Origin of the sequence: Reyranella sp., from assembly GCF_965227665.1 — a bacterium.
In the GTDB taxonomy this organism is placed as follows: Bacteria; Pseudomonadota; Alphaproteobacteria; order Reyranellales; family Reyranellaceae; genus Reyranella.
In genome coordinates, this window is record NZ_OZ245767.1 from 1,690,329 (window position 1) to 1,715,224 (window position 24,896).

Genomic DNA, 24,896 nt, shown 5'->3' on the forward strand with positions numbered 1-24,896 from the left:
CTCAGGCTCCGGTTTCGAGGCGGGGGATGATGGCAAGCAAGGTCGCGGGCAGCGGGTGGGTCTGGCGCACGAAGACCCGGCCGGCTGCGTTCCAGTCCGGATCGATCAGCACGCGCTCGTCGCCCGTCGTCAGCAGCGTCGGGTATCCCGGCTGCTCGCCGGTGCGCTCCTTGATCTCGACGAGATGGTCCGAGTCCGGACCGGCGCTCAGCCCGCGCGTGTCCTTCACTCTCAGCACCACCTCATTTACCACCTTCCGCCGGCCCTGAAGGGTCGGCGGCCCGGCTTCGAGGTCCAGTGTCTCGACGTCGCACACGTAAGGAAGGCCCGCGAGGATCGAGCCCGATGCCCGCGGCAAGAGGATCGTGCCGTTGGTCACCGTTGCATTGGGTTGCACCGATCCGTCGGCCAGCACGGCGAGCTCGCGTCCCTCGAGGTGCCAGAGTCCGCCCAACGCGCGCGAGGCCAGCGCCCAATCCTCCGTCGGGCGATCCTGCAAGCTGGCATGCGGCGCGATGTCGAGCGTGGCGCCGGCATGACTCGCATCGATGTACGACACGACCGTCACGGTCACCTGGTTCTGGCCGTTGCGCAGGATGTAGCTGGCGCCGACCGACGCGGCGCTGAATGGCGCATGGCCCGTGGCCGTGAGCGTCACGCCCTCGCCCGCGCCATAGCCCGTCCCTGCGATCGCGAGCGTGCGACCCGCTTCACGGTTCCAGCCGTCATGGCGGATACCGCTATCGACGCACCAGGCGGCCTGCACGTCGCGGAAGCCGCGGCTTGCCATGCGCTCGACGAAGCGTTTCGTCTCGCCGCCGACGATGCGCTTGACCGACAGGTAAAGCACCGTCTCGTCCGCCTCCTGCACGGCGGCGACACTCTCGGCCCGCCCGTCGGTGACGTGCCGCGACCAGGCGTAGACGTCGTGCTCCTTGAGGTAGGTGAAGGCCAGCAGCACGCCGTCGGACCGCACGCACCAGACGATGCCGTGCGGATCTCGCGCATAGGCCCACTCCTCGATGCCATGGGTCTCGAACAGGTGTCCGGCGAGGATCGACACGTTGCGACCGGCCCAGCTGTCGGAGCCGAAATCATAGGCGACGTCGCGCACCTTCTTGGCGGAGGCGGTTACATAGAGAGCCGCACTCTCGGTGGCGATCGGCGGGATTTCCGAGACGCCCTCATAGCTCTGCGGCTTCACCGCGCAATTGGCCGGCGTCATCACATCGGCCTGCGCGCCCGCCCAGGCCTTCCACACCGCGCCCGAGGTCCAGACCAGCAGCACGTTGAGGCTGAGCAGGTGGCGGATCTCGTTCACCTCCCGGCTGGCGATGGTGCGGGTGATGGCGTCGCTGTCCTTCGACGGCGAGCTTGTGTTCATGTTGTTGAACGCCGCCGAGGCCGACGAATAGAGCGTCTGCGGCTTCTGGTTGGTTCGCGCGTACCACTGCCGGCCCTCGTGATAGGTCGAGCAGCCGGGATACTTGTCGGCGGCATCGAAGGGGTTCTTGCCCTCCGGCGGCGTGTCCGACGTGTCCGGCGCCACCGTCGTATCGGTAAAGCCCGTGGCACCGTTCCCTGCCCGGCCGATGAAGCCATAGACGCCGTTCTTGCCCTTGTAGACGTTGTAGGAGTTCGCGCCGGCGGCATTCGTCCAGGTGATCTTCGACGTCTGCGTCGTCGAGCTGACGGAGGCCGACGCGACCGATTCCTCGCCCGTGTCCTCGCTCACAGCCGTCACGACATAGTCGAAGCCAGCCCCGGCCGAAGTCGAGGCGAGCGCCGTCGGCGGCTGCTGTGTCGGAGCATAGGTGATCGTGGCGAGCGACCATGAGGCATGGCCGGTGCGGGTGAGATTGCGCGGCGCATGCGACGGGTGCGTCAGCGTCATCGTGTCGGCGCTCTGCACGTACTTCAGCCGCGGCAGATCGGCCTCGGGATAGGGCGTAGCGACCGTGTAGAGCCGGGCCACCGTGCCGCCTGAAGTCCAGGTCCCATAGCCGGACGTGTCGATCCCCAGGGCAAAGGTCGAGCCGCCCATCACCGTCACCGTGAAGCGCCGGCGATTGAGTTCGCGCATACCCTCGATCCCGTCCAGCCAGATAGCATCGCCGCTCGACAGGCCGTGCGGCGCGGCGGTCGTCACGATGCCGGGGCTGGCACGCGTGATGCCGGCAATGGCGATCCCGGCCTCGAGCACGTAGCCGCCCTCCTTCACGACCCGCATCTTGCGGTCACCGAATTCCAGCACGTAGGTCTGTTGCGTGTTGAAGCTGAACGGGATCAGCCGGCTGCGCACCGCCGCATCGCAGGTGTCTCCCACGAAGGCCGTTCCGGCGCGCGTGCTGACGCCGCCGAAGGGATGGACGAACCAGTTGAGACACGTCGCGAGGCCGACCTGGTACTTGGCCAGGTCAACCCGCCCCTGCAGCGCCGGCGCCAGTTCGCCCGCGGCGAAGCTCGGTAGAAGGATCGGCATCGTCATGGCGCGCTCCCGTCGAAGCCGCGCACCGCGAGGCTTTGCGCCCTCCAGTCCGCGTCACCGACGATCACGCCCTCGTTGGCGCTGTCGGCCATGGCGCGCTCGATACGATCTTGGGCGCGCCGGGCCAGACGCTCGGCGAGGTCAGACTTCTGCGTGATCGCGAGCGCGATCGAGGCCGCGAGACAGTCGACGAAGGCCAGGATGAAGCCGGGCGTGAACCGGGCCGGATCGACGACCCGCTGCGCAAACACCGCCGTCACCCGGTCCTCGTTGCAGTAGAGGAAAGTGCTGCTCCCGTTCGAGGCGATCTCGAAGCCATTGGCGGGCTCTCCCGACCGCCAGTTCGAGGCGCCGAAATCGAGCCGCCGCATCCGCAGGCAGTCCGACGGATAGGCGTAGCTGGCAGACCAGCGCGCCGGCGGGGTGCCCGAAGCGGCAAGCGCCTGAGTCACGCGGTTGAAGTTCCAGTCGACCAGCGACTGCAGTTCGTCGCGCACCGGGGCATACCAGATATTGATCTGGCGGGCCTCGGTGCTGTTCTCGGTCAGGTCGGCGATGGTGGCGCGGGTGCCAAGCCGGCTGAGCGCCATGTTGCCGATGTCGGTGTCGGCCGGCATCTAGCGCCCTCCCCCCGTCACGACGGCCTTCTCGAGGGCTGCCGACTTCTGCGCCGAGCCCGAGCTGGACCCGACCCAGTAGGCGACGATGTCGCCGAACTTGGCGCCCAGCGTGCCCAGCAGGATGTAGGCGATCTCGCGCGAGGCGGCAGGGATTTCCTGGCGGACGACGAACCACAGCGCAGCCATGAAAGCCGCCGTGACCAGCAGGCTGACCGCGACCGCGCCCCAGGCGATCGACGAACCGGCCCGTGCGAGCTCGACGGTCTGACTTCGGGCACTCGCGACGTCGGCGAGCTCCGCCTGCAGCATGTCGAATTCCTGCCGGCGGGCATCGGCCTCGGCCTGGATCACCGCCATCCTGAACTCCAGCGCGAGATTGGGATCGGCCGCAATGGCGCGCTCTATACCGGCGGTATCGGACGCGCCCAGAATCTCCTGGGCAATGCCGGAAACCTTGGCGACGGCCCCACCCGTCCTGTCGCCCATGATCCATGAAGCGACGGTCGGCGCGAGGCCGAGCAGCAAGGGCAGGAAAGGCATCAGGCAGACTCCTGCGAAAGGAAAAGAGTGCGTTCGGCCGCACGGCGGATGACGAGACCCGGCAGGGGACCGTCGGCGCCGCGGTTCCAGCGCTTGAACTGTTCGGCCGCGCCGGCCGCATCGCCGGCATTGAGCAGACGCAACAGCGTCGAGTTGCCGAATGCCGACGCCCCTACATTGAAGACGAAGCTCGCAAGCGCATCGAACTGGCACTGCGAAAGCGGCACATCGACCAAGTGGCGCACCGCACGCTCCGCCGCGCCGAGATCCTCGCGCAGCCATGCCGTTGCCTGCTCTTCGTCACACGTATCGCCGGGACGCACGCGGCGCGTATGGCCGTAGCCGATGGTCCACGGCTCGCCGGTCGACCGGTTTCCCGGATCGGGGTAGGCGACGGTTTCCAGACCTTCAGAAGCCTTGATCAGCGCGAGGCCGGCGTCGGACGTGACCAGCAGGGAATTGGCGGCGTGACTCATGGCGTCCTCGTCGTGGGAACAGGTGACCAAAGGCGCTGCCAGAGGCCGTCGATCTTCACGTCCTGCGCATCGTTGCGGCGGTCGATTGTGTCGAGCCGCTGGCCGTGGGCGTTGAATCGGCTCTCGGTCGCGCCCTGCATGGCGGCCACCTGGGCCTGCAGGGTGCGAACGGCGGCCGCAGTTTCGTCCAGCGTGGCGAGCGTTCGCTGGGACAAGAGCACGAGCAGCGCCAGGCCGCCGCCGACCAGCCAGCGATAGGCCTGCACGCCGAAGCCGGTCTTGCCACTAGCGCCGCTGCCATTAGGGAGTTCGGTGTTGCTCATGCGTCGGCCTGCATGCTCGCCGCTGGAAACGCGTGATCGCCGCTGTCGAGCCGCGGGAACCCGGAAAGGACCTCCCGATGCACCATGTGCGCGGGATCGGTCAGCACATCGAGGCCAAGGACAAAAGTGCCGCCCTGCCGCTCGATCGGATTGAGGGCGGCAGCCTGCGTCGAGATCGAGGGACCACGCACATCGTCGGCCTGCTCGGCCGTCAGGAGAATGAACGTCGCCATCAGATCTGCGCTCCCACGGAACTGGCCCATGCCTGGACGTTGTTGTACTGGGCCAGCTCCTGCGCGTCGGACAGGGCGGCCCCGGCGGCGAGGAAGCCGACCTGTGTTGCGCGGAAGAGCGCGGGCGATCCGCTGTTGTTCACCGCATTCACGAAGATCGGCAGAACCGGCAGGCTCGTTCCCAGCGCCAAAGCATCCACGGATCGAACCTGGCTGATCGCGTTCTTGAAGCCGACCTGATCGCTGACCAGCGGTCCCCGCCGCGCACTTACGATCATTCCAACGCTCGGCAGCGAAACGGAGAATGTGGCCGCCGTTCCATTGGCCGCCATGGAGGCGCCCGCCGACCGGATGCTCAAGGCGCGGTTGGCGGTGCTGTTGACGCCAGCGGTGCAACCGCTGCCGCCAACGTACGTCCGTTCGTAGGCAACGAGGCGGACGCTGTCGGGCATCATGGCAACGGCGTGCAGAGAGGGATTGAAGCCGGTGTCGACGTAGCTGGTGCTGCCGTCTCCGGCATAGCCACGGTCGGGCGTGAAGGTGGGCGAGTTGACTGCGGTCCCGAGGCGGCGCTGCTTCAGGGACGTGAGCGCCTGGGCTGCGTTCTCCGCCCACAAACCCCAGTAGTCGTCCGTCAGCGCCCAGGTGCCGGCTGCCTTCTCGCTGAACACGAACTGGTCGACCACGATCAGTCGCGCCAGGGAGACGAAGCCACCATTGGCGAGGACGGCGTCCCGCCACGACAACACGTCGGCGTCGAAGGCGCGGGATCCATCGGCGCGCATCCTGTTCAGAACGGTGATGGGCATGCTCAGCCCCCGACGTACACGGTGAGCTTCTGGCCACTGGCGCCAAACTGGGTCATGGCGCTCTGCGCCTCCTTTCCCGTGATCTGCACCGTGTCGCCGCCCGACAAGGGTATGCCGCCGTCCAGGGCGCAAATACCGCCGGTCGGATCGATCGCCGCATCGGCGTTGGTCCGCGCGCTGCTGACGATGACGATACGCCGGGTTGCGTCGGCCGAGACCAGCTCGGCCGAGGCACCGGACATGGTGATGCTCGACTTCACCAGCGCCGTCGCCGTCAGGTTGGTCAGCACGACCGGCAGCGGGCTTGCCTCAGAGACGGGCACGGCGCTGCGCCGGACGGCTGACTGGTAGGCGATGTCTTGAGCCATGGATTGTTCTCCTCTGGGTGGTGGGACCGGTCTGAAGACCGGCCCCTCTGCCTTCACCCGGCGTCGATCACTGGACGAGGACGACCTGGTCGCCGGGCCGGGCCGCCTTGACCGGGGCGCCATCGCCACGGCCGGCCAGCGGATCGCCGAAGATCGGCGCCTCGCCGGCACTGCGGCGGCGCGGCGCATCGAACGGCACGAGAGAGAGGCCCGGAGGGCCGGACCACAGGATGCGGGCACCGATCGGATGGAGCTGGACGCCGTCGTAGAAGGGATTGTCGACGACGACGTACTCTGCCGCCTTCTCGGTTCTGTCGTGCTTGTCGTTCTTGTTGGCCATGACGATGCCTCCGCTCAGACGGTGAAGCCCGACGCGTAGGCCCGGCTGGCCTGACGGTCGTGGGCGAGGAACGCGGTGAACTTCCCGGCCGTCAGCGGACCGGTGGCCACTGTGTAGTTGGTGCGGAGGAAGCGCTCGGCATCGAGCGGCACCTTCACGCGCAGCACTTCCGTGCCCATGGTCAGCGCCGCCTTGGCCATCGCGCCCGAACTGGCGAGCACGAAGGTCGAGGAGAAGCCGGCATTGTCGTCAGTCTCCAGCGTGAAGGTGACTGTCGCGGCGCCGGCGGCGGTGACCGTCTCGGTGACGAGGATCACCAACTCCAGCGGCTCGCCATTGCCCATGTCGCGGGCCGCGCCGAGATCGACGATGTCGGTCGACGCAGCGGTCGTCGTGACCGCCTGGTCGGTACCGAAGGTGTTGAGCTTGTCGTACATCATGATGTCTCTGTCCTTTCCTGCCCTGCCGCCTACGACACGGTCGCTTCGGCCAGCGTGATCTGGTCGCACTTGCGGATCGGGATGCCGCCGAAGCTGTCGAACAGCCGGCCATCGCTCTCGTCGAGCGTGCGGCGGATGTTGGTGTTGTTGGTCGTGTTGGAGACCGCAGCGCCGAGATTGCGCTGGATGTCCAGCCACTGCTTCACCGTGCGGTTCATGTACCAGGCGGGCCGGCACATCCTGATGTTGGGGATCTTATTCATCGCCCGCATCATCAGCTTGACGAGGTCAGCCGGCGTGGCCCCTGCGAGGTCCGACACGTCGATGTTGCCGATGCGCACGACGTAGCGCCAATCGCGCACCGTCAGGCCCGCGTCCCACTTGTAGTGAGTGCGATAGCCCTGGTAGCGGTTGCCCGCCGCGTCGAGCAGCGTCTGCTCGCCCAGATCCTTCATCGACAGGCCGGCCTTGCTGCCCTTGGGGAAGATGCCGTGCACGGTGAGGTCGCCCCAGCCGACGAGCCAGATCGACGTATTGTCGGAACCGACGCCGCCGCCCGAGATGAAGTTGTTGGCGGTCTGCGACGTCGCCGTGGACGTCGTGTTGTAACGCGGCGCGAACCCCATGAAGCGCTCGGGATTGGTCGCTGTATTGCCGTAGAACAGCACACCGGCCAGCTGCTGCGTCAGCCCCTCAAGGAAGGCGCGGTCCTCGGAAAGGCGATAGGCCGCTGTGTTGCCGTTGAGGTCGGCCAGCGCCTTGTCGATCTCCGAATAGGTCTCGAGCATGCCGCAGGAGTCGGTGATCTGCGTGCTCGTGCTCTTGGTCGGCACGATGCCCTCGTTGAAGCGGCGCCAGGTGCCGGTCGGCAGCGAGGTCTGCACGCTGGTGCGGTGGCCGGTCGGCAGATTGCCCTCGTTCCACACCATGTCGTCGGTGATCTCGTTCATCTGCGACAGCAGGCCGATCACCTGCGCGATGCTGCCATTGGGATCGATGACCTTGGACCAGTCGGCCAGGGTCGGATTAGTCACGGAAAGCGTTGCCATGGAGCTTGGTTCCTAGTTGTGCTGGGAGTTGGGATAGAGGGACTTGGGGTCCAGCGCGCCGCTGCTGCGGCCGGCATTGCCGGCCACGAACGCGTCGTCCTTGATGGTATTGGCCACCTTCACCATCCCGCGGATGAGCCCAGGATGGTTGGTGAAGCCCAGGCTTTCGAGGTAGTTGATCGTCTGACGGTCGAAGACCTGCGCGAGCGCGTTGCGGGCACTGCCCAGCGCCTCGGGCGAGAACTCCTTCTCGGACGTCGCGCGCCAGTCGGCCGTCTGCTTGCTCCACGAGGCCACGGAGTGCTCGTTGACGGCCCGCGCGATCTCCTTGTCGCGGTTGACGGTGTAGTCGATCAGCTTCTGCGCTGTTTCCGGCGCGATCTTCTCCCTGTCGAATAGTTTTACCGCTTCGGCGAACACCGGATCGTCGACGCGGTAGCCCTCCGGCAGCGTGAGCCCAGAATAGTCGACAGAGACCTCGGCACCCGCTTCCGCACCGCCGTCCGCTTCGGCGCCAGGCTTCACATCGGTGGTCGCCTCGCTCGCCGGCGCGGCTTGCGTACGCCCCACTTCGACGCGAGCCGCATCGAGCCACTCGGTGCTGACGCCTTGCTCCGTCGCCCCCCGTACTTGTGTCATCGTCGTGTCGAGTACGTCAGCCATCGTTCTGCTCCTCTGCGGCCATGGCGGCGAATTCAGTTTCGATCTCGTTGAGGCGAGACTCGCTGCTCATCTGCTCGGTCAGGTCCGGCGCATGCCGTTCGAGCTCGCTCAAAAGCTCGATGCCGATGCTGCGGCGGCCTGCCATGTAGTCCTGGTGGCGCTGGGCCTCGGGGCCACCCGGCACGTAGCCGTCGCTCCGCAGGTCGCAGAGGCCTAAAAGCCCGTGCACGAAGCGGCGGCCCTGTTCGCTGCCCATCACCGCGCAGAGATCATCGGCGACGCGATCCTGCGCGATCCGCTCGAGCTGTTCGGCCTGGCGGACCTGCCGCGCATCATTGGGATCGTGCATCTTCAAACTCCCAGCACGGCTTGAAGAGCATTGCGGCCACCGCCGACCTCGGTCTCGCTCAACGTCTTCGCGCCCTGGGCAGCAGTGCTGGCCATCTGCATCGCCTGCGCGGCCAGGGCCTGCTGCGCCCGCTCAGCGCGCAGCTTGGCCACCACGTCGTCGGCAAGTGTGATGGCGGCCGGGGCGCCCAGCTTGTCGGCATAAACGTCGATGCTCTCGTCGGCGTTCAGCTTGTCGAGCACCTCGGGCCGCGTGGCGGCGATGCTGCCGGCGAAGGCCCACAGGCGCTCCACCGAGCCGAGATCGGCCGCCTTCTGGGCCTGAGCCAGGATCGAGATCAGCTCGACGTCGAGCGGATAGCCGTGCAGTTCGGCCGGCAGCTCGGGGAACAGCCCGTGCTCGGCCATGATGGCGAAGGTGCGTTGGACCAGCGGCTGCAGCAGGTCGTCGTGCAGGTTCTCGAGCACTGGCCCCAGCATCTGCATCTTCTCCTCACGGCGGGCGCTGATCTCGAGCTGGCTGCGCGGCTGCACCCCGTCCATGTCCGAGATCATCAGGAAGAGGTCCGCGAAGAAGGCGGACTTGATGGTCGCCTGGGTGCGCGAGACGAGACGCTCGACCTCGGCGATGGCGCCGGGAGCCGTCTGGTAGAGCGGCCACATCCCCGCTCCCCTCTCCTGAGTGGTGAAGTAGTTGATGGCGCCCGGGAGCACCGACGAAGCCGAGCCGCGCAGGCTGACATGCGCACCCATCGGCGGGTTGACATGCTTGTCGACCGCGTTGTGCTCGCGCTTCTTCAGGATCTGCAGCGACTTCACGTCAGGGAGGGCGTCGTGGCCGGGTCCTTTCGAGTAGGCGTCGTTGCCGATCGGCGACCAGCGTGGCGTCAGCGCCGGGAACTGCGAATAGCCGCCGCTATGAATGAACTCGCCCTCGGCCTGGCCACCGCCCTCACGCCAGTAGACCGAACGGAACTTCTTGCCCGCCGAGTCGAGCCGGCCCTTTTCATAGCCGTCGTTGGGCTCGATCATGTGCAAAATGGCGATCTCGGTGTCGGCATCGGCGCCGCGCGCCCGCTCGGAGATTTCGGCGATGCCGTGTCCGGGCCAGCGCGCCTCGATCTGCCGGTAGGAGTACATGAAGCGCCGCGCCAAGGTGTCGACGCGGCCGCGCCAGTCGAGACCCAGCCAGTATTCGCCGGTCGACAGGGTGTAGAGCCGGATCACGTCATCGCGGTCGAACTCGACGATCGCGCAGCCGGTGCCGAACTGGCCCAGCTCCTCGTAGATCAGCGGCAGCGCCGAATAGAGATTGCCGGCGTTGAACACCATGCGCATGCGCTCGGCGCACTCGTCGAGCCAGACCTTCACCGGCGCCAGCGACGCCACACGGCGGTCGGGAATCGACAGCCGGAACCACGGCCGCGCTGGCGAGGTGACGCCCGACATCAGTCCGGCCACCAGGGTGCGTAGCGCGAAGAGCGCCGTCGGATCGAGGATGGCGGCATTGCTCTGCGCGCCGCGACCGCCCTGGTTGGGCAACGAGAAGAACTGGCCGCGTCGCGGATTGACGAAGCGCGACAGTTCACGCCAGCCAGGTTCCCACGACTGGCGCTGGCGCTTCAGGACGCCCAGGCGGGAATCGATGTGGCGGCGCAGGGCGGCATCGTGGGCCATCGCTCAGGTCCCCAGCATCGTCTTGCCGCGCGCGGCGGTGGTCGATGCGGCGCCGCTGACGCCCAGCCCACCGGTCGTGATCGTAGAGGCATAACCTGCCATCGCGGCCGCGCGCTTCTTCTGCGCATCCCGCGCCTCGCGCACCGACGGATCGACCATCGACGGGGCGGGTACGGGTGCCGGCGGCAGAGCCGGCGGCGACATCGGAGGAAAAGCGGCCTGGCCGCCACCAAAAATACCCAAGGGCGTCTCTCCTGTGAGAAGCGAGCCCCTGAGTTACTGATGAACCGGATTCTGGAGATGCAAGCGGGAATCTTGAGAAAGAATGGACTTTATGCAGACCCACGATCGAGCGGGTGGAAAGCGGTTGGCGCTTACCCAAGCCCGCGCTTTGACGATAGCTTTTCTTCCGAGTGAGTTAGGAATCCAGAACGATGTCGCTTGTAAAACGTGGTCCTGTTTCCTTGGTCGAGCAGCAGCCGGTAGATATTTGCCGCACGCCCCACGGATCCGTTCTCGTCGATTTCGGCAAAGTCGCCTTCGGAAATCTGTCGGTGAAATGGCCGCCCGGTTTCGACGGAAAAGCGGTCCTGCACTTCGGCGAGGCATTATCGAATGGGTGCGTCGATCGTGCGCCCCCCGGTACGGTCCGCTACGCGCGAGTTGAAGCGGATGCCGGCAAGGGCAGTGTCGTCGCGCCGCCGCCGGATGCGAAGAATACGAGGCCGGTCGCCGTAGCCACGCCGCCGGAATGGGGCGTGTTGATCCCCTTCCGATGGGTTGAACTCGAGGGGTGGCCCGAAGAGGCCGCTCTCGATCTTGCGCAGACCCGGCGGCGAGCGGCATTTGCGCGAGACTGGAACGACGACGCGTCAGCCTTCACCTGCTCCGATCCATTGCTCACCAAGATCTGGGACTTGTCGCGATATTCCATCAAAGCAACGACTTTTGCCGGTGTCTACGTCGACGGCGATCGGGAACGAATCGCCTATGAGGGAGACGCCTACCTCAATCAGATCAGTCATCAGGCCTGCGACCCCGATCCGACCATTGCCCGTGCGACTTTCGACTATCTCCTGCAGCATCCGACCTGGCCGACCGAATGGGCGCTGCACATGCCATTCATGGCTCATGCAGACTGGATGCATACGGGAGATCGGTCGTGGCTGACTTCGCGCTATGACTCCCTGCTTCCAAAGTTGCTGCCGGAGCGATTGCGCACGGACGGGCTCCTGATGTCGCCCCCGGCCCTGAAGGACCGCGACCTCGTCGATTGGCCAAGAACGGAGCGCGATGGCTACGTCTTCACAGATGTGAACGCGGTCGTTAACGCCTTCTACATTGAGGCGCTCAAGAGGATGTCCGTTCTCGCTGCTGCCATCGGGCGGCAGGAAGAGGCCGGCTCCCTGCGAGCGCGAGCGGCTGCCGCGACGACTGTCTTTCACAGTACGTTCTTGGATGAATCCCGTCGCCTCTTCGTCGATGGCGTTGGAACGGACCACGCTTCGCAACATGCGAACTTCTTCCCGCTCGCGTTCAACCTGGTGCCGGGGCGCTCGCGCAAGGGCGTGCTAGACCACGTTCTCGAACGCGGCATGGCTTGTTCGGTGTATGGAGCGCAGTACTTGCTGGAGGCACTTTTCCTTCATGGTAAGGCCGAAGCCGCGCTTGCCCTGATGACCGCATCAGGTGATCGCAGCTGGCGGCATATGCTGGAGAGCGGGGCGACCATTACATGGGAAGCCTGGGACCACCGCTACAAGCCGAACCTGGACTGGAATCATGCTTGGGGCGCCGCTCCTGCGAACCTGCTCCCGCGCTACGTTGCAGGTGTCCGGGTCGATGGAGCGGGCGGATCGAGGATCGCCGTTCAGCCTGAAACCGGCGGTCTGCGCTATTGTAGCGCCCGCATTCCAACAATGCGTGGCCCTGTGGAGATAGAATGGTCGAAAGACACCACCTTCCGCCTCTGCCTTGCCATGCCGAGCGGAATGGCAGCGAGGCTGATCCTGCCGGCGGCGGGGCGCCATCAGGTGCGGCTAAACGGGCAAACCATTACGCCCCGGCAATGGCGAGGGCGACTTGTGCTGCCTGGTCGTCGAGTCGGTACAATTGAACTGACGGTCGGCTAGCTGCCGCACGCCTTGTCGGGATCGCGACCTTCAGGGGCGGAAGGGCGTGCAAAAGGCCCGCCGCTCCCTCGGGGACGAGGGGAACGGCGGGCCTTGGACACCGTGTCGGCCGATCGCGCGGTCGCCCAGGATGCCTCCCCGTCGCCTCTGCGGGCGACTGGCGGCGACCATGCCAATGCACTCTGTGTGAGTCCAGCGATTAAAGATCCCCGTACGGGTCGTAGTCGGACTGGGTCGCGGCGGCGGCGCCGACTCTCGTATCGCCCCCCGCCTCGAACTGCGTCTCCTCCGGCAGGTCCGCCACCGGATAGGCAAAGGTGAGCGCCAGCCCGTCGGCATTGTCGGGCGAGGACAGGCCACGCTTCTTCATGTCCTCCTTTTTCTCGAGCCGCAGCGCGTTGTGCAGGTCGAAGCCATATTCGCGCCCCGTCAGCTCGGCCTTCAGCTCGGGATCGTCAGGGATGGCGCCGGTCTTCAGCCAGGCGCGCATCGAGGCCCACATCTCCGCCGCTTTGTTGGCGGTGAGCGGCATGCCGTCGCCCAATGTATAGCGGTCGGCACGGCTGCCGAAATTGACGCCGACGACCAGGTGGCCCGCCAGCATCTGGCGCACGCGGTCGACCACGCCAGCACCGATGCCGCCCTCATCGATGAACACTGCGGCCGCGCGATGCCGCAGCGCCTGCTCCGCCACCTTGCCCGAGAGCACCATGAGATCGTTGACGCGCAGCTTGATCGCGGGCACCGAGCGCGCGTCGCGGCCGCGGCGAAACCAGATGGTGCTCTGGTCGTCGCCGCCTCGCGCGCAATCGACTCCCATGACAAGCGGCTGGCACAGATGACTCGCGGCAGGCCGTATCGCCGCCTCCTCGACCGTCTCGCCGTCGATGAACTGCATGGCCCCTCCCCTAGGAAATTCGCCCTTCACGCGGACACGGAAGAAATCGCTGTCGTCGCCATAGTCCGCAGCCCAGCGCGTGATCTCGTCCTTGTCGGTGAGGGAGACCTTGCGACCGTCGACCTGGTGTCGTTGCCAACGATGGCGGAATCGGCCGAAGCATTCACGGAAGCGGCCGGTGTTGCGCGTCGGGTTGCCGGTGGCAAGCCACAGGATCTCGGTGTCGCGGTCGGTCAGCGCGCCTTCGATGGTTTCCCAGACTGGATCAGGAATGGCGGAGGCCTCGTCGAAGGCCACGAACAGGCGGCGCCCTTGGTTATGCAGACCGGCGAACGCCTCGGTGGCACGCAGGCTCCACGGCACGGCGTCGATGCGCCAGGTCCGCTCGTGGGCCGGCTCGCTGCTGGCGATGGCCGTAGCGGAAATGTCGAACCAGTCGACGCAGACGGCGAGCCGGAGCCACTTGGTGAGTTCGGGCCAGGTCTTGGTCTTGAGCTGCGTCGCCGTATTGGCGGTCACGATTCCGCGCGTGTCGCGGAAGGTTGCGAGCGCCCAGACGATGATCCACGCCACCAGCGCCGACTTGCCGACGCCGTGTCCCGAGGCGACGGCGACGCGAACCGCGTCGGAAACGCTGCCGAGCGAGCGGCCGATATGCTGCAGCACCTCGCGCTGCCAGGCTTCGGGCCCTGCGTCCCTCTCCAGCACGGTTCCCGCCTCGCCCCAGGGGAATGCGAAGAGGACGAAACCGAGCGGATCATGCGCATAAGTCCCGACCTCAACGCCGAGCGGGTCGAGGACAGGCGAAGGCGGAAGCTGCGAAAGGTCGGCCACGTTCGAGTTGCTGACGAGCCGGACATCGCAAGAGCAAGGAAAAACGCCTCGTGGGTATCCGACTGGCAAGAATAAAGCGGCGCGATGCCAACGCGCCGCCTGTCGTTAGTCCCGTCGGTGACTCGGGGTCAGAGCGGCGGCCTGCCGTCGATATCCTCAAGGTACTCAGTCTCGGGCTCGTAGGTCATGTCGCCGATGGCGGCGCCGATGCTGCTCATCGTCTCATCGACGTCCTCGCTCGGCAGGTCATATTTGCTCGCGAGCCGATCCAGCACCGAGCGGATCTCGGCCTCCGCGTCGAGCCTGTCACGACGGAGCAGATCGAGCTGATCTCGCGGCGTGGCAGGAGAGCCGAAATACTGGGCGATGTCTTCCAGAAGTGTCCGGGCCGTTTCCATTTTGATCCTCCTTCCCTTTGGAGAGTCAATGCTCGAGCGCTGTGTTTGTTGCGTGACCGCGCGTCCCATCCCGCCCGAACTGTCACACCGAACGTCAGACCAACGAAAAAGGGGCCCGACAAGCGGGCCCCTTTCTTTCGTTAAGATAAAAGATCAACCCGGCCAGTTGGCGCGCATGCGATCGATCTCGGTCTGGCTGGGCCGGTACGCAGGGGCCTTCGGATCGAAGTTCTTCCAGCCGGCGGCCCGATACTCGGCACCCCGAGCCACCGGATCGATCGGGCTGGACGCTGCGAGGATGGACTCAATTCGGGCTGCATCGCCGTCAGGAACGCGCGCCGTGACCAGCGTGCCGCCGCGACGGACCGCTTCGGAGTAGACCTCCGCATGCTCCTTGTCCGTGCCCGCTTCAACCATCGCGCCGACGATCCCACCGGCGGCAGCGCCCCCGGCGGCAACAGCGGCGGTCGAGGCGAGCCAACCGGCGGCCACGACCGGGCCGAGTCCCGGAATCGCCAGCAAACCGAGACCGGCGAGCAGCCCGGCGCCCGCGCCGACCGCTCCGCCGATGCCCGCACCGGCGGCCGCCTTGTTCACGTCATCCACTTCCTCGTACTCGGCGCTCACATACTTGTTGGCGACGATGCTGACGTCGCTGCTCGGCACGCCGGCCTTCTCGACCGCGTCGACGGCGGCACGGGCCTGGGCATAGCTGTCATAAGCTCGGCTAACGGTTTTCATCTCTGAATTCCCTTCGTTCTTTGCAGTTACTGATTCGCCATGACGACATTGCCCTTGTAGTCGACGGCTACTTGGACGGGCTTGCCGGCGTGCTGCGCGGTGGCGCGCCAGATGCCGTCGCCGTCCTTCGTCAGGCCGGTGACGTTATCCATACCCTGGGCGATGATGCGGTCTTTGGCTTGGGCCTCCGTGAAGGAGTTCGATCCCTTGAGCGGCGCACCGGCGTCGACCGCCTTGACCTTGTAGGCGTCCGCCTTGCAGGCGTTCATGAACTCGGTCTGCGTGATCGTGCCTTCGGTGGCGACAGTCATGCCGGCGACGCGCATGAACGACATGTAGCGGATCGCCTCGCCGCCCGAGACGTTGCCATCGGTGTTGGCGTCGGCCTTCTTCCACATTTCCTGGCACTCGGCGTCGGTGGCTGCGAAGGCCGGGGCGCCGGCAACAATGACAGCGGCGGCCGCGAGGGCGAACATCTTCTTCATTTCCATTCCTCTCAATTGGGAGCTGAGCATTTCAGCCGCCTCTACAACGGGCCGATGGCGAATGGTTCCGGCCGCGCCCGGAATGTCGGGGCAACTTCAAGGCGCCCGGGAACGTTGTATTCCATTCCTCAGCCCGGAGATTCCCATGACCAAGACCGAACAGTTGATGCAGGAACGTGATGACCTTCAGGCGAAGATCGCCAGCGCGCGGGAGTCCGATGGCGCATCGGAACGCGAGGCGTCCGATCTTAAGATGATGGAACAGGAGCTGCTCGCGCTTGAGCAGCGTATTTCTCGCGCCGAGAGCAGCCCGTCGCCCGAGAGCCGCGACAAAGGCAAGCCCCTGTCGGCGGACGACAAGCTCGAGAAGAAGCTCGACGCGGCCTTGAAGGATAGCTTCCCGGGCAGCGATCCCGTTTCGTTCATCGAGGCCGCGCCGGTGAAGCCCAACGACGAGCATCAAAAGACCAATCGCCGCTAACTGACCAAAAGCGGATGGAAGGCCGGGTCTCCTCGACCCGGCCTTTTTCCTAAAGGAAAGGCTTTCCGCCGGTGACGGCGATCGTCGCGCCTGAAGTATAGCGGGACCGCGGATCCGCGAGCATGACGTAGACTGTAGCGAGCTCCCCAGGCTGTGCCGCCCGCTTCATTGGCACATTGATTCCAGAATTTGCGCCCGTCTCTGGCGGCATCGTCGACGGGATGAGCGGCGTCGATTCCAGTCCGGGAGCGACGGCATTGACCCTGATACCGGCCTTGGCCAGAGCTGCGCCAGCCCTCCCGTAAAATTGTGGATTGCTCCTTTGGGGGTCGCATGGGGGAGCAGTGTGGGGTTCGGTACGTCGTAGCTGATCGAGGCCGTATTGATGATGGCGCCGCCCTTTGGCATGTGGGGACACGGCCACTCTGGCCATCCAGAACATTGCGTGTACGTTCGTCCGGAACGTCGCTTCCCACTCCTCGTTGGTGATCTCGTCAAGCGACTTGAACGTCGCCTGATGGCAGCATTGTTCACCAGGATGTTGCGGCCGCCAAGTTCCGCGATGGCTCGATCGACGAGCGCACGACAACGCGAAGAGTCCGGTATGTCCCCAGCGGTCCGCACGGCCTTTTCGATCCACCGCGCCGTCTCCTCAGCATCCTCATGCTCGCTGAGATACGAGATGAGAACATCGGCGCCCTTCAAGCGCAAACGCGATCACCACTGCGCGGCCGCTTCCCGAATCCCCGCCCGTGATCGGGACGCGAGTATCCGGTTGCAGCGTGTAGAAGCCTACTGGCCCATCACCGGTTCGCTCTGGGAGAGCTTGTGACCCGTGAACGAACGGGTCTGCGGCGGCGGCAGTTTTCCGGCCTCCTTGAACTTGGCCAGCAGCTGGGCCTTGCGGGCCTTCAGCCGGTCCCCGAGATCGTTCAGGTCGACGCCGGCATCGCGGGCCTCGGCAAACAGGCCCTCGGACCGCATTTCCTCTTCCTTCACGTGATGCTTGATCAGCTCCGACAGAACCTTGACCTTGGCATCGTAGAACTCGTGCGAGGGCGAGCCCTGCAGCAGCTCGGCAATCAGCACTTTGGCGCCGTCATGCTCGACATAGGCTTCGTCGAGCAGCTCTCCGTCCTCGATCTTGCCTTTGCAGGCGGGATAGAAGATCTCTTCCTCGATGGTCGAATGAACCATCAGCTCAGTGCAGATCTGCGTCACCAGAGCCTTCTTGCGATCCTCGGTGCGAGCCTTCTCAAAGGACTCGAACAGTCCCTCGACTTTGCGATGGTCGGCCTTGAGCAGCGCGACCGCGTTCTCGTTCGTAGCCATAATGAAATCCTCTCGATCGTGTGTGAAGCGTTCAGTTCGGGGCCAGGTTCGACACACGCCGCGGGAACCGATGCTGCGCAAGATTGTCGAGCATCGCGGTGGAGAGCTTGTTGTCGCCAATCACCACCCCTTCCGCATCGACGATCCCGAGCCGTTCGAACAGCGCGCGTGCATCTCCCGCCGCGATGATCGGCTTGCCGTGCCGGAAGGCCTCGTCGATGAAGCGCTGCGCCATCGGCATGGCCATCAGTCCCTCTGCTACGCCAGGCGGGATGAGCACGGCATCGTAGATCACCGACGGCGCATTCGGAGCGGCGCGGTTGACAGCCAGCGGCTTGGTCGCGGCGTCGATCACGGCGCCAGCAGTCGGCCCGATCAGCTCGGGCACCTGGCCGGCCTTGGTGAGGTCGGCGATCAGCGCCTTGACGAGGGCGGAGTCGATTCCATCACCGACCAGGATCGCGATCTTGCGGCCCCGGACCATCGGCGGCGCCTTGTCCATGGACAGGGCCGGTGAGCGAAGCTCGGCAGCCTTGGGATTGAGCGGTCCGGATGGCGTCGGGGCCGAGGGAGTTGGCGCCTCGGGCGTACCGGCCGGCGCGACCTCGATGCCGGTCGCACCGGAAACCATGTCGGCGAGCTGCGGTGAGATGTTGCACAGCAGCTCGTTCATGACGCGGTTCCGCACGCCCTGGTCCACGACCATGTTGAGCTCGAACGCGAAGGCGGCCGCGATGTGGTCCTTCTCCCAGTCGCTCATGCTATTCCAGAACATCGTGGCCTGGCTGAAATGGTCGTTGAAGCTTTCGCTTCGCTGGCGAAGCTTGGCGCCGGCCTCCTGCACCGCGACAGAGCGGAACGCTGCTGCGGCTGTCGGCGAATGCATCGGGCAACCGCCGCCCAGGCTGTTGGGAAAGTAGGCGACCTTGCCGGGGTTGATCGTGTGGCGCCCGAACCCGTCGCGCTGGTTGTTGTCGACCGGCCGCAGCGAACGGTTGATCGGCAGCTCATGGAAGTTGGGACCCACACGGCGAAGCTGAGTGTCGATGTAGGAGAACAGACGGCCCTGAAGCAGCGGATCGTTGGAGAAGTCGATGCCCGGAACGACGTGGCCGGTGTGAAAGGCCACCTGCTCGGTCTCGGAAAAGTAATTGTCCGGATTTCGGTTCAGCGTAAGCTTGCCGACCCTGCGGATGGGCACCAGCTCCTCGGGAATGATCTTGGTCGGATCCAGGAGGTCGAAGTCGAACTTGTGCTCGTCGGCCGGCTCCACGATCTGAAGGCCAAGCTCCCATTCCGGATAGTCACCCCGCTCGATGGATTCGAAAAGGTCACGCCGCTGGAAGTCCGGGTCGCGCCCGCACAGAAGGTGGGATTCGTCCCACACCATCGAGCACACGCCCTTGAGTGGCTTCCAGTGGAACTTCACGAAGCGCCAGCCGCCCTCGGCGTCGACAAGGCGGAAGGTGTGAACGCCGAAGCCCTCCATGGTGGCCAAGGTGCGCGGCAGGGCGCGGTCGCTCATTACCCACGTCAACATGTGGGCGCTCTCCGGCGTCAGCGACACGAAATCCCAGAATGTATCGTGCGCCGAGGCAGCCTGCGGAATCTCGTTGTTGGGTTCGGGCTTCACCGCATGGATCAGGTCCGGAAACTTGTTGGCGTCCTGGATGAAGAAAACCGGCATGTTATTGCCGACCAGATCCCACACGCCCTCCTGCGTGTAGAACTTCACCGCGAAGCCGCGCACGTCGCGCGGCGTGTCCGCCGACCCGCGCGAGCCCGCCACCGTCGAGAAGCGAACGAAGACCGGCGTCTGGACGTCGGGGTCGCGAAAGAGCTGCGCACAAGACAGCTCGGACAGGTCTTCATAGACCTGAAACACACCGTGCGCCGCGGTACCGCGTGCATGCACAACCCGTTCCGGAATGCGCTCGTGGTCGAAATGCGTGATCTTCTCACGCATAAGAATGTCCTCGAGAAGCGTCGGGCCGCGGACGCCAGCCTTCAGTGAGTTCTGATCGTCGCTGACTGCGACGCCTTGGTTGGTCGTGAGCACGCTGCCCGGCGGCATCGTGTCGGGTTGGATCGAGCTGGTCTTGGCCGTTTCCTGCCGCCGCGCGTTCGGCTTGTCGAGGGGTGTGTCCTGCCCCGCCGTGCGCGGAGAGGGAGGCGCCATCGTCGGCGATACAGGCTTTTTGGCCATTTGGAATTCCGTTCGGTTATGCGTGGACAGCCCGCCTGCAACGGGTGCTACCGGGAACGGTTGCGCTAGCGGCGGTCGATTCCCCCCGCATTGGGCTTCAGTGCTGCCGAGTCGCTGAACACGACCATGAAGAGCTCGCGAAAGAGCTTCGACACGTTCGGGTCGGCGGGCGTTGCCGCCGGCGTTGTCGCGGTCGTCATCGACATTGCCATGTCGTTCCGACAGTAGACGGCAAAGAGATTCAAGATTCCGGGACGGCCCGGCTTGAGGCGGGTCTTGCCCCGGCAGACGCTGTCGCCGTTCAGGTCATTGGCGGCATTGGACACCAGCACCAGACGATAGTCCGGGCGCGGTTCCTCGAGCGGCGCGTCATAGGTGAAGGAGAGCGCGGGCCTGGGCTTGGCAGCCTGCATGACCGGCAGTAGACCGGCGGCGGTCTGCTCGGGCGTCAAGGCCGGGAACGGATTGCCGGGCAAGACGACGCGGAAGGGCTTGCCGTCGGTAGCGGTCCAGAACTCCAGGAAGTCGTATTGGACCGCATAGTATGTGCCGCCGATCGTGGCAGCGCCGGCAGTTGGGATGGAAAGCGCGGCGGCCGCGGCCGTGGCGAGCGCCGTCAGGGAACGGATCATCGATCGCATCGTGTCCTCGCATGAGAGAGAGGACGAGCCTCTACGCTCCCGCGACCGCAAGGTCGGTCTGCCGCCATACCCAGGAGGACGTGTACATCTTCGCGCGCCCGATGATCCACTTCTGAAGGCCAGGCGTAAGGCGGCGTCCCGGACCCGAGCGCCAGCTAGATGTCGCCCCAGCGCAGGGATTGTTCGGCGGCGCTGCGTTCGCGCTCCCGACGCCGGCGCCCGGCATAACGGTTGTCGGTTTCGCCACCCACCGATACCAGGCGCTCGTGGGCTTTGGCCGTGAGCGTAAAGACGCGCCGACTCGCCCATTCCCGCGTCTCCTGCCCGTCCGTCGCCACCTCGACAAGCGCGGCGACCCGGTTTCGATCCTGGGTGTCTCCGAAAGCGCAGAGCACGACGCTAGCATTGCCTGCACGCGACGTCGTCACGGAATGACTGCCGCGCAACTTCAGCTTCGTGCATACTCGACTCATCAGATTGACGCCCTCGCGCAGGCGCTGCGAATCGAACGGGTCACTGGCGATCCTGCCGCCGAAGAAGGACGGGGCGAGTTCGGCGACGAGCAGATGGGCCTTGCCCGGATCGCAGGCGAGGTTTGGCCACTGGACTTTCGGCAAGGCGGTTCTCCCAGCACCGACAAAGGCACAGGGAAGATGACAGCGCCAGCACCCGCGTGCAGTCCGGCGGCGAACCTATTGCCAGCGACGCAGCAAATCCTCCGTCGTGGTGGCCTCGACCTGCGAGGAAAAGCGAGCGCCGAACGGGTCTACAACAGTGTCGTGTGCGCCATCGCTGGTGCTGCACAGCGCGTCGATGGGAAGCACCACGCGAAAGCCGAGATCGATCGCCTGCATCACGGTCGCGAGGACGCAGACATCCGTCTCGCCTCCCGTCACGACCAGAGTCGTGGTGCCGCGGCGCTTGATCGCTGTCGCAAATCCGGGGCGGCTGAAGGCAGAGTTCGCCGGCTTCTCGATCTGTCGCGCCGGTGGCACGAGACGCGCCAGCGGCCCTACCAGTTCCAGCAAGCCGGAATCCAGCTCGGCGCGCGTCATCTCCGGCCAGCGTTCGTATTAGGACTGCCAAGCCCCCTGTGCGGCCCCGGCCTCTCGGGCGGGGCGAACCGGGTGAAGATCGTGCGTGGGGCATGGCGTTACGAGATCTCGACCACGGCCGGCAGGACGCGCGGCAACCATGGCACCTGCCAGGCGGTCTGGTCGGCGAACAGACGCTGCATGTCAATGCAGAGATGCAGGACCGTGTCTCGTTCCAGCGGAAAGGCAGTGCCCTTCAGTCCTGTCCCCATCGAAGCCGCTGCTCCTCTGCCTCGCGGGACGCAGCCCGGGCGCGCCGACCGGCACCGCGGCCGTCCGGTTGCCCAGCAATGGCGAGCAGCGCGTCATGGGTAGTATTGTCCAGCAGGAAATGGCGCTGGCCGCACCACAGGGAGGCTTCGATTTCGCGCCCGCCCGTCACTTCGCCCAGCCGCACGAAGTCTTCCGACTCCGCTACCACGCACTGGATCATCAGGCTGTTTCCCTCCCGTGACGGCTGCACGGCGAAAGGGCCTTTCAGCTTGAGATGGCTGCAGGTGCGAACGATCAGGTTCGCAGCGAACCGCAGGCGGGCACTATCGAAGGGGTCGTCTTCCCGTCGACCGCCTGCGAAACACGGCGCGAGCTCGCCGACGATCAGAAAGGCAGTGCCGGGAGTGTTGGCGAGATCGGTCCAGGCGAGACGCGGCATCGGCAAGGCTCCTCGCTTATGTGTGGCTAGGGCTCGCTTCGACCAACGTGCGCGAGCGGCGCAACAGGCCTCATTCTGCGACTTGGGCGCCGCTCCGTTGCCGGCGGTGTCTCGCGGCGCTCACGCATCAAACGGTCTATGAGCGACTGGCGGCGTCGAACCTCGCCGAGCGCCCGCAGAGCAGCGACTTCGGAACCCAATCCCATGTGGATGATTTCGGTCGGCAACTTCCACTCCTCACGCTGGCAAGACTGCTGGGCCAAGCCCGAGCTGTTCTGCCAACGGGGCAACACAAGGGCGGTTGCACGAAAGGGAGTGATAAATTCGTGACGCGAACTGTTCCGCGTAACAACCTGAGGGGGCGCAGCGACCCCCGCGTCCCCGTCTCTAACTAGTTGGTGGCGTCGCCCCCGGCCGCTTCCGGACCGGCCGCCTCGGCAACGCCGCTGGCCGGTACGTCCGTCTCTACCGGACGGACGATAGCGCGCAACGCCTCCCGCAACTCGGTGGCCGTCATATCGTCGTGCAGGCCTGGCAGGAGAGCGAGCCCTTCGGGAATGGGGGCGACCAGTTCCGCGGCACGAATGCATTGGAGGCCGGCCTCGTAGCGCCCCTCACGCAGGGCCTCGATGGCAGAGAGCACATGATAAGCCTCTCGCCGGTTCGGATTGCGCTTGAAGCGCTCCAGCACCAGCACGAAACGGTGGATACGCTGGCAAAGAGTGAGACGTGTCGCGTCCGCCAAATCCGTCATGACCTCACCACTATCTCAACAACGGTGAGCATCCAAGCGTTACGATGCATCGTGGTGATATGCGGTCCACCGAATATTCGAAATCGAGCTGAGACCATGCCGATTTGCGCAAGCGTCCAGCCAAGCTCGGAACTGTGCCCAACGATTCCGGCCAATTTTAGGCGACGCACTGCGGCCACTGTACCGTGCAACAGAACGGGCCATGGCGCGTAGTTCCCGACAACAGGTGATGGAGGCATGAATGACAAGAGTAATCACAATCGACGGCATCGACGGCAGCGTCGAAATCAACGAGGACGGTGAACTCGTCTATTCCAAGTCGGGTTTGGAGACGGAGGTCCTGAAACCCGATCAGGCCATAAAGCGCTGGCCCAACGCTGAAAAACAAATCAGGCAGGCCCTCGATAACCTTGAATAGGGCCTGCACCTTGGCGGCGGCGTGCAGAGATGGGCCCGCGCTTCGGGCGCCGGCAATCAGGAACTCCGGCCTCGCGGCCAACCCAATCTCTTTTTCTTTTTCGGCATTGGCGCTGAAGCCGCCACTGCGGGGCTTGCCGGCGGAGGGAGCGCTTTCAGCGCCTCCAAAGCTCCATGTAGCTCCGCGGTCAGAGCGGCTCGCTCGACCTTCAGCTCGTCGTTGCGACGCTTGAGATAGGCGCGCCGGCGCCGGATGACTTTCTGCCTGGCTGAATCTGCGGGGCCATCGAGCTCCCTCTTGAGTTCAGTCCCTTCTGAGTCAAGTCTGGCGAGCTCGGCTTTCACCTCGAGGGCCCTTTCGGTGCAGTAGTACTTCGAAAGCATCAAGCTTCGCGTCCGCTCGTCCGCCATTGCCACCCCTCGTACCGGCACATCAAATCGACCACACGCCCGGTCAGCTCAGCCTACCGACGCGGACCCGATACCGCCACGGCCTCTTGTGGGAAAAAGCCCAATTCTCGCAAACAAGTTATGCGTTTCCGGTGCGACGGCAACCACGGCCGTCGACCAGAACTCGCATTTTAGGTCGCCGGCAACGCAAAACAGTCGCCGGGCGCAGTGGTGCTTCGCCGCGCCGTCGATTTCATTCCGCTCAGCGTCCTCGGGCCGACTTGGCCTTGAGTTCCTCGAGTTGCTGGCGGGCGCCAGCGATCATGCAGGAGAGATCGGCCGTCAGCATCACCATGTCGAAGCCGCGCTTGACGGCGCCGGCCGCAAAGGGTGCCGCCGCGCAGTGCATGACGCACTTGATGCCGGCCTTGTGGGCGGCCTCGCGAATCTTGTCGCAGGTCGCCATGTGCAGCGGATCGGGATTGTCGCCGCGCGGCGGCAGGCCCAGGGCGAACGAGAGGTCCGCCGGGCCGATATAGACCGCATCGAGCCCGGGCGTCGCGCAGATCGCCTCGAGATTCTCCAGCCCTTCCTTGGTCTCGATCATCGCCATGACGATGATCTCGTCATTGGCTTTTGCGACGTAATCGGCGCCGCCATAGTGCACGGCGCGCACCGGTCCCGAGGACCGCATGCCCACGGGCGGATACCGGCAGGCAGCCACCGCCTTGGCGGCTTCCTCGGCATTGTTCACCAGCGGCACGATGATGCCGTAGGCGCCGAGGTCCAGCGCCTTCATGATGGCGGCCGGCTCGTTCCACGCCACGCGCACGACCGGCACGGTATCAGTCTGTGAGATCGCCTGCAGCATCGGCGCCACGTCCTTCATCTCCGACAGCCCATGCTGCAGGTCGACGCACAGGGCGTCGAAACCCTGCCGCGCCATGACCTCGGCGGTGAAGGTGTTCGGAACCGAGAGCCAACCCAGTGTCGCGCATTTCCCCGCGGCCCAGATTTCCTTGATCTTGTTCTTTCGCATGGCCGGACCTTTCATTCGTCGCTCGTGT

31 protein-coding genes and 1 pseudogene are annotated in these 24,896 nt (G+C 65.3%); 3 read left to right on the forward strand and 29 right to left on the reverse strand.

All coding sequences use genetic code 11. From position 1 onward, the window contains the following. Position 1 precedes the first annotated feature (1 nt). The 15 genes from ACO07I_RS08110 to ACO07I_RS08180 form a co-directional block, all read right to left on the reverse strand. A complete protein-coding gene (locus ACO07I_RS08110) occupies positions 2–2,488 on the reverse strand; it encodes a ubiquitin-activating E1 FCCH domain-containing protein (protein ID WP_422016102.1) in 2,487 nt (828 codons plus the stop codon). Continuing rightward, positions 2,485–3,105: a hypothetical protein gene (locus ACO07I_RS08115; RefSeq protein ID WP_422016104.1), complete on the reverse strand. Its 621-nt coding sequence runs from the start codon at positions 3,103–3,105 to the stop codon at positions 2,485–2,487. The genes ACO07I_RS08110 and ACO07I_RS08115 overlap by 4 nt, the downstream gene beginning before the upstream one ends. Continuing rightward, positions 3,106–3,648 (reverse strand): hypothetical protein, encoded by a 543-nt coding sequence (locus ACO07I_RS08120; protein ID WP_422016106.1) that lies wholly within the window; start codon positions 3,646–3,648, stop codon positions 3,106–3,108. Continuing rightward, the gene (locus ACO07I_RS08125) at positions 3,648–4,124 is read right to left on the reverse strand and encodes a lysozyme (RefSeq protein ID WP_422016108.1); all 477 of its coding nucleotides are present in this window, start codon (positions 4,122–4,124) and stop codon (positions 3,648–3,650) included. The genes ACO07I_RS08120 and ACO07I_RS08125 overlap by 1 nt, the downstream gene beginning before the upstream one ends. Further along, entirely contained in the window at positions 4,121–4,447 is a 327-nt protein-coding gene (locus ACO07I_RS08130) for a hypothetical protein (RefSeq protein ID WP_422016110.1), read from the reverse strand. Before ACO07I_RS08130 ends, ACO07I_RS08125 begins: the two co-directional genes overlap by 4 nt. Next, entirely contained in the window at positions 4,444–4,680 is a 237-nt protein-coding gene (locus ACO07I_RS08135) for a hypothetical protein (RefSeq protein ID WP_422016112.1), read from the reverse strand. Before ACO07I_RS08135 ends, ACO07I_RS08130 begins: the two co-directional genes overlap by 4 nt. Continuing rightward, on the reverse strand, positions 4,680–5,489 hold the full coding sequence (locus ACO07I_RS08140; RefSeq protein WP_422016114.1) for a hypothetical protein: 810 nt from the start codon (positions 5,487–5,489) through the stop codon (positions 4,680–4,682). Before ACO07I_RS08140 ends, ACO07I_RS08135 begins: the two co-directional genes overlap by 1 nt. A gap of 2 nt (positions 5,490–5,491) precedes the next feature. Continuing rightward, positions 5,492–5,857, reverse strand: coding sequence for a hypothetical protein (locus tag ACO07I_RS08145; RefSeq protein WP_422016116.1), 366 nt, complete (start codon positions 5,855–5,857; stop codon positions 5,492–5,494). Positions 5,858–5,924: 67 nt separating this feature from the next. After that, positions 5,925–6,197, reverse strand: a complete 273-nt coding sequence (locus ACO07I_RS08150) for a hypothetical protein (protein ID WP_422016118.1) — start codon at positions 6,195–6,197, stop codon at positions 5,925–5,927. Positions 6,198–6,211: 14 nt separating this feature from the next. After that, positions 6,212–6,637, reverse strand: a complete 426-nt coding sequence (locus ACO07I_RS08155) for a Bbp16 family capsid cement protein (RefSeq protein WP_422016120.1) — start codon at positions 6,635–6,637, stop codon at positions 6,212–6,214. A gap of 29 nt (positions 6,638–6,666) precedes the next feature. After that, positions 6,667–7,686: a major capsid protein gene (locus ACO07I_RS08160; protein WP_422016122.1), complete on the reverse strand. Its 1,020-nt coding sequence runs from the start codon at positions 7,684–7,686 to the stop codon at positions 6,667–6,669. A 12-nt stretch (positions 7,687–7,698) separates the two neighbouring features. Beyond that, positions 7,699–8,349 (reverse strand): hypothetical protein, encoded by a 651-nt coding sequence (locus tag ACO07I_RS08165; RefSeq protein ID WP_422016124.1) that lies wholly within the window; start codon positions 8,347–8,349, stop codon positions 7,699–7,701. After that, positions 8,342–8,698 carry a hypothetical protein gene (locus tag ACO07I_RS08170; protein ID WP_422016126.1) on the reverse strand — a complete coding sequence of 119 codons (357 nt, stop codon included), beginning with the start codon at positions 8,696–8,698 and terminating at the stop codon, positions 8,342–8,344. The genes ACO07I_RS08165 and ACO07I_RS08170 overlap by 8 nt, the downstream gene beginning before the upstream one ends. 2 nt (positions 8,699–8,700) lie before the next feature. Continuing rightward, entirely contained in the window at positions 8,701–10,374 is a 1,674-nt protein-coding gene (locus ACO07I_RS08175; RefSeq protein WP_422016128.1) for a portal protein, read from the reverse strand. A gap of 3 nt (positions 10,375–10,377) precedes the next feature. Continuing rightward, positions 10,378–10,617, reverse strand: a complete 240-nt coding sequence (locus ACO07I_RS08180) for a hypothetical protein (protein ID WP_422016130.1) — start codon at positions 10,615–10,617, stop codon at positions 10,378–10,380. A gap of 191 nt (positions 10,618–10,808) precedes the next feature. Here ACO07I_RS08180 and ACO07I_RS08185 point away from each other — a divergent pair, with 191 nt between their 5' ends. After that, positions 10,809–12,506, forward strand: coding sequence for an alpha-L-rhamnosidase C-terminal domain-containing protein (locus tag ACO07I_RS08185; RefSeq protein WP_422016132.1), 1,698 nt, complete (start codon positions 10,809–10,811; stop codon positions 12,504–12,506). Between the two features lie 199 nt (positions 12,507–12,705). On the opposite strand, the gene ACO07I_RS08190 is transcribed toward ACO07I_RS08185, so the two are convergent. From ACO07I_RS08190 to ACO07I_RS08205, 4 genes are all read right to left on the reverse strand, one after another. Further along, entirely contained in the window at positions 12,706–14,112 is a 1,407-nt protein-coding gene (locus tag ACO07I_RS08190; RefSeq protein WP_422016134.1) for a terminase, read from the reverse strand. 254 nt (positions 14,113–14,366) lie between these two features. After that, the gene (locus ACO07I_RS08195) at positions 14,367–14,636 is read right to left on the reverse strand and encodes a hypothetical protein (RefSeq protein WP_422016136.1); all 270 of its coding nucleotides are present in this window, start codon (positions 14,634–14,636) and stop codon (positions 14,367–14,369) included. 153 nt (positions 14,637–14,789) lie between these two features. Further along, the gene (locus ACO07I_RS08200) at positions 14,790–15,377 is read right to left on the reverse strand and encodes a hypothetical protein (RefSeq protein ID WP_422016138.1); all 588 of its coding nucleotides are present in this window, start codon (positions 15,375–15,377) and stop codon (positions 14,790–14,792) included. Between the two features lie 26 nt (positions 15,378–15,403). Further along, positions 15,404–15,862 (reverse strand): hypothetical protein, encoded by a 459-nt coding sequence (locus ACO07I_RS08205; protein WP_422016140.1) that lies wholly within the window; start codon positions 15,860–15,862, stop codon positions 15,404–15,406. A gap of 145 nt (positions 15,863–16,007) precedes the next feature. On the opposite strand from ACO07I_RS08205, the gene ACO07I_RS08210 reads away from it, so the two are divergent. Further along, positions 16,008–16,343, forward strand: coding sequence for a hypothetical protein (locus ACO07I_RS08210; RefSeq protein WP_422016142.1), 336 nt, complete (start codon positions 16,008–16,010; stop codon positions 16,341–16,343). A 49-nt stretch (positions 16,344–16,392) separates the two neighbouring features. Here ACO07I_RS08210 and ACO07I_RS08215 read toward each other — a convergent pair. The 9 genes and pseudogenes from ACO07I_RS08215 to ACO07I_RS08255 all read right to left on the reverse strand — a co-directional run bounded on the left by ACO07I_RS08215 (position 16,393) and on the right by ACO07I_RS08255 (position 23,022). Then, a pseudogene (locus tag ACO07I_RS08215) lies at positions 16,393–17,054 on the reverse strand (SDR family oxidoreductase). An 81-nt stretch (positions 17,055–17,135) separates the two neighbouring features. Then, entirely contained in the window at positions 17,136–17,675 is a 540-nt protein-coding gene (locus ACO07I_RS08220; protein ID WP_422016144.1) for a hemerythrin domain-containing protein, read from the reverse strand. A 31-nt stretch (positions 17,676–17,706) separates the two neighbouring features. Further along, positions 17,707–19,881 (reverse strand): catalase, encoded by a 2,175-nt coding sequence (locus tag ACO07I_RS08225; RefSeq protein ID WP_422016146.1) that lies wholly within the window; start codon positions 19,879–19,881, stop codon positions 17,707–17,709. 65 nt (positions 19,882–19,946) lie between these two features. Beyond that, a complete protein-coding gene (locus ACO07I_RS08230) occupies positions 19,947–20,513 on the reverse strand; it encodes a hypothetical protein (RefSeq protein WP_422016148.1) in 567 nt (188 codons plus the stop codon). Positions 20,514–20,677: 164 nt separating this feature from the next. Next, the gene (locus ACO07I_RS08235) at positions 20,678–21,139 is read right to left on the reverse strand and encodes a hypothetical protein (protein ID WP_422016150.1); all 462 of its coding nucleotides are present in this window, start codon (positions 21,137–21,139) and stop codon (positions 20,678–20,680) included. A 75-nt stretch (positions 21,140–21,214) separates the two neighbouring features. Beyond that, positions 21,215–21,577, reverse strand: coding sequence for a cysteine hydrolase family protein (locus tag ACO07I_RS08240; protein ID WP_422016152.1), 363 nt, complete (start codon positions 21,575–21,577; stop codon positions 21,215–21,217). A gap of 98 nt (positions 21,578–21,675) precedes the next feature. After that, a complete protein-coding gene (locus ACO07I_RS08245) occupies positions 21,676–21,828 on the reverse strand; it encodes a hypothetical protein (protein WP_422016154.1) in 153 nt (50 codons plus the stop codon). After that, on the reverse strand, positions 21,813–22,268 hold the full coding sequence (locus ACO07I_RS08250; protein WP_422016156.1) for a hypothetical protein: 456 nt from the start codon (positions 22,266–22,268) through the stop codon (positions 21,813–21,815). The genes ACO07I_RS08245 and ACO07I_RS08250 overlap by 16 nt, the downstream gene beginning before the upstream one ends. Before the next feature lie 391 nt (positions 22,269–22,659). After that, a complete protein-coding gene (locus ACO07I_RS08255; protein ID WP_422016158.1) occupies positions 22,660–23,022 on the reverse strand; it encodes a hypothetical protein in 363 nt (120 codons plus the stop codon). A gap of 241 nt (positions 23,023–23,263) precedes the next feature. Between ACO07I_RS08255 and ACO07I_RS08260 the strand changes: the two genes are divergently transcribed. After that, positions 23,264–23,440 carry a hypothetical protein gene (locus ACO07I_RS08260; protein ID WP_422016160.1) on the forward strand — a complete coding sequence of 59 codons (177 nt, stop codon included), beginning with the start codon at positions 23,264–23,266 and terminating at the stop codon, positions 23,438–23,440. A gap of 651 nt (positions 23,441–24,091) precedes the next feature. Here the strand turns inward: ACO07I_RS08260 and ACO07I_RS08265 are convergent. Next, on the reverse strand, positions 24,092–24,868 hold the full coding sequence (locus tag ACO07I_RS08265; RefSeq protein ID WP_422016162.1) for an HpcH/HpaI aldolase family protein: 777 nt from the start codon (positions 24,866–24,868) through the stop codon (positions 24,092–24,094). Between the last annotated feature and the right edge of the window lie 28 nt (positions 24,869–24,896).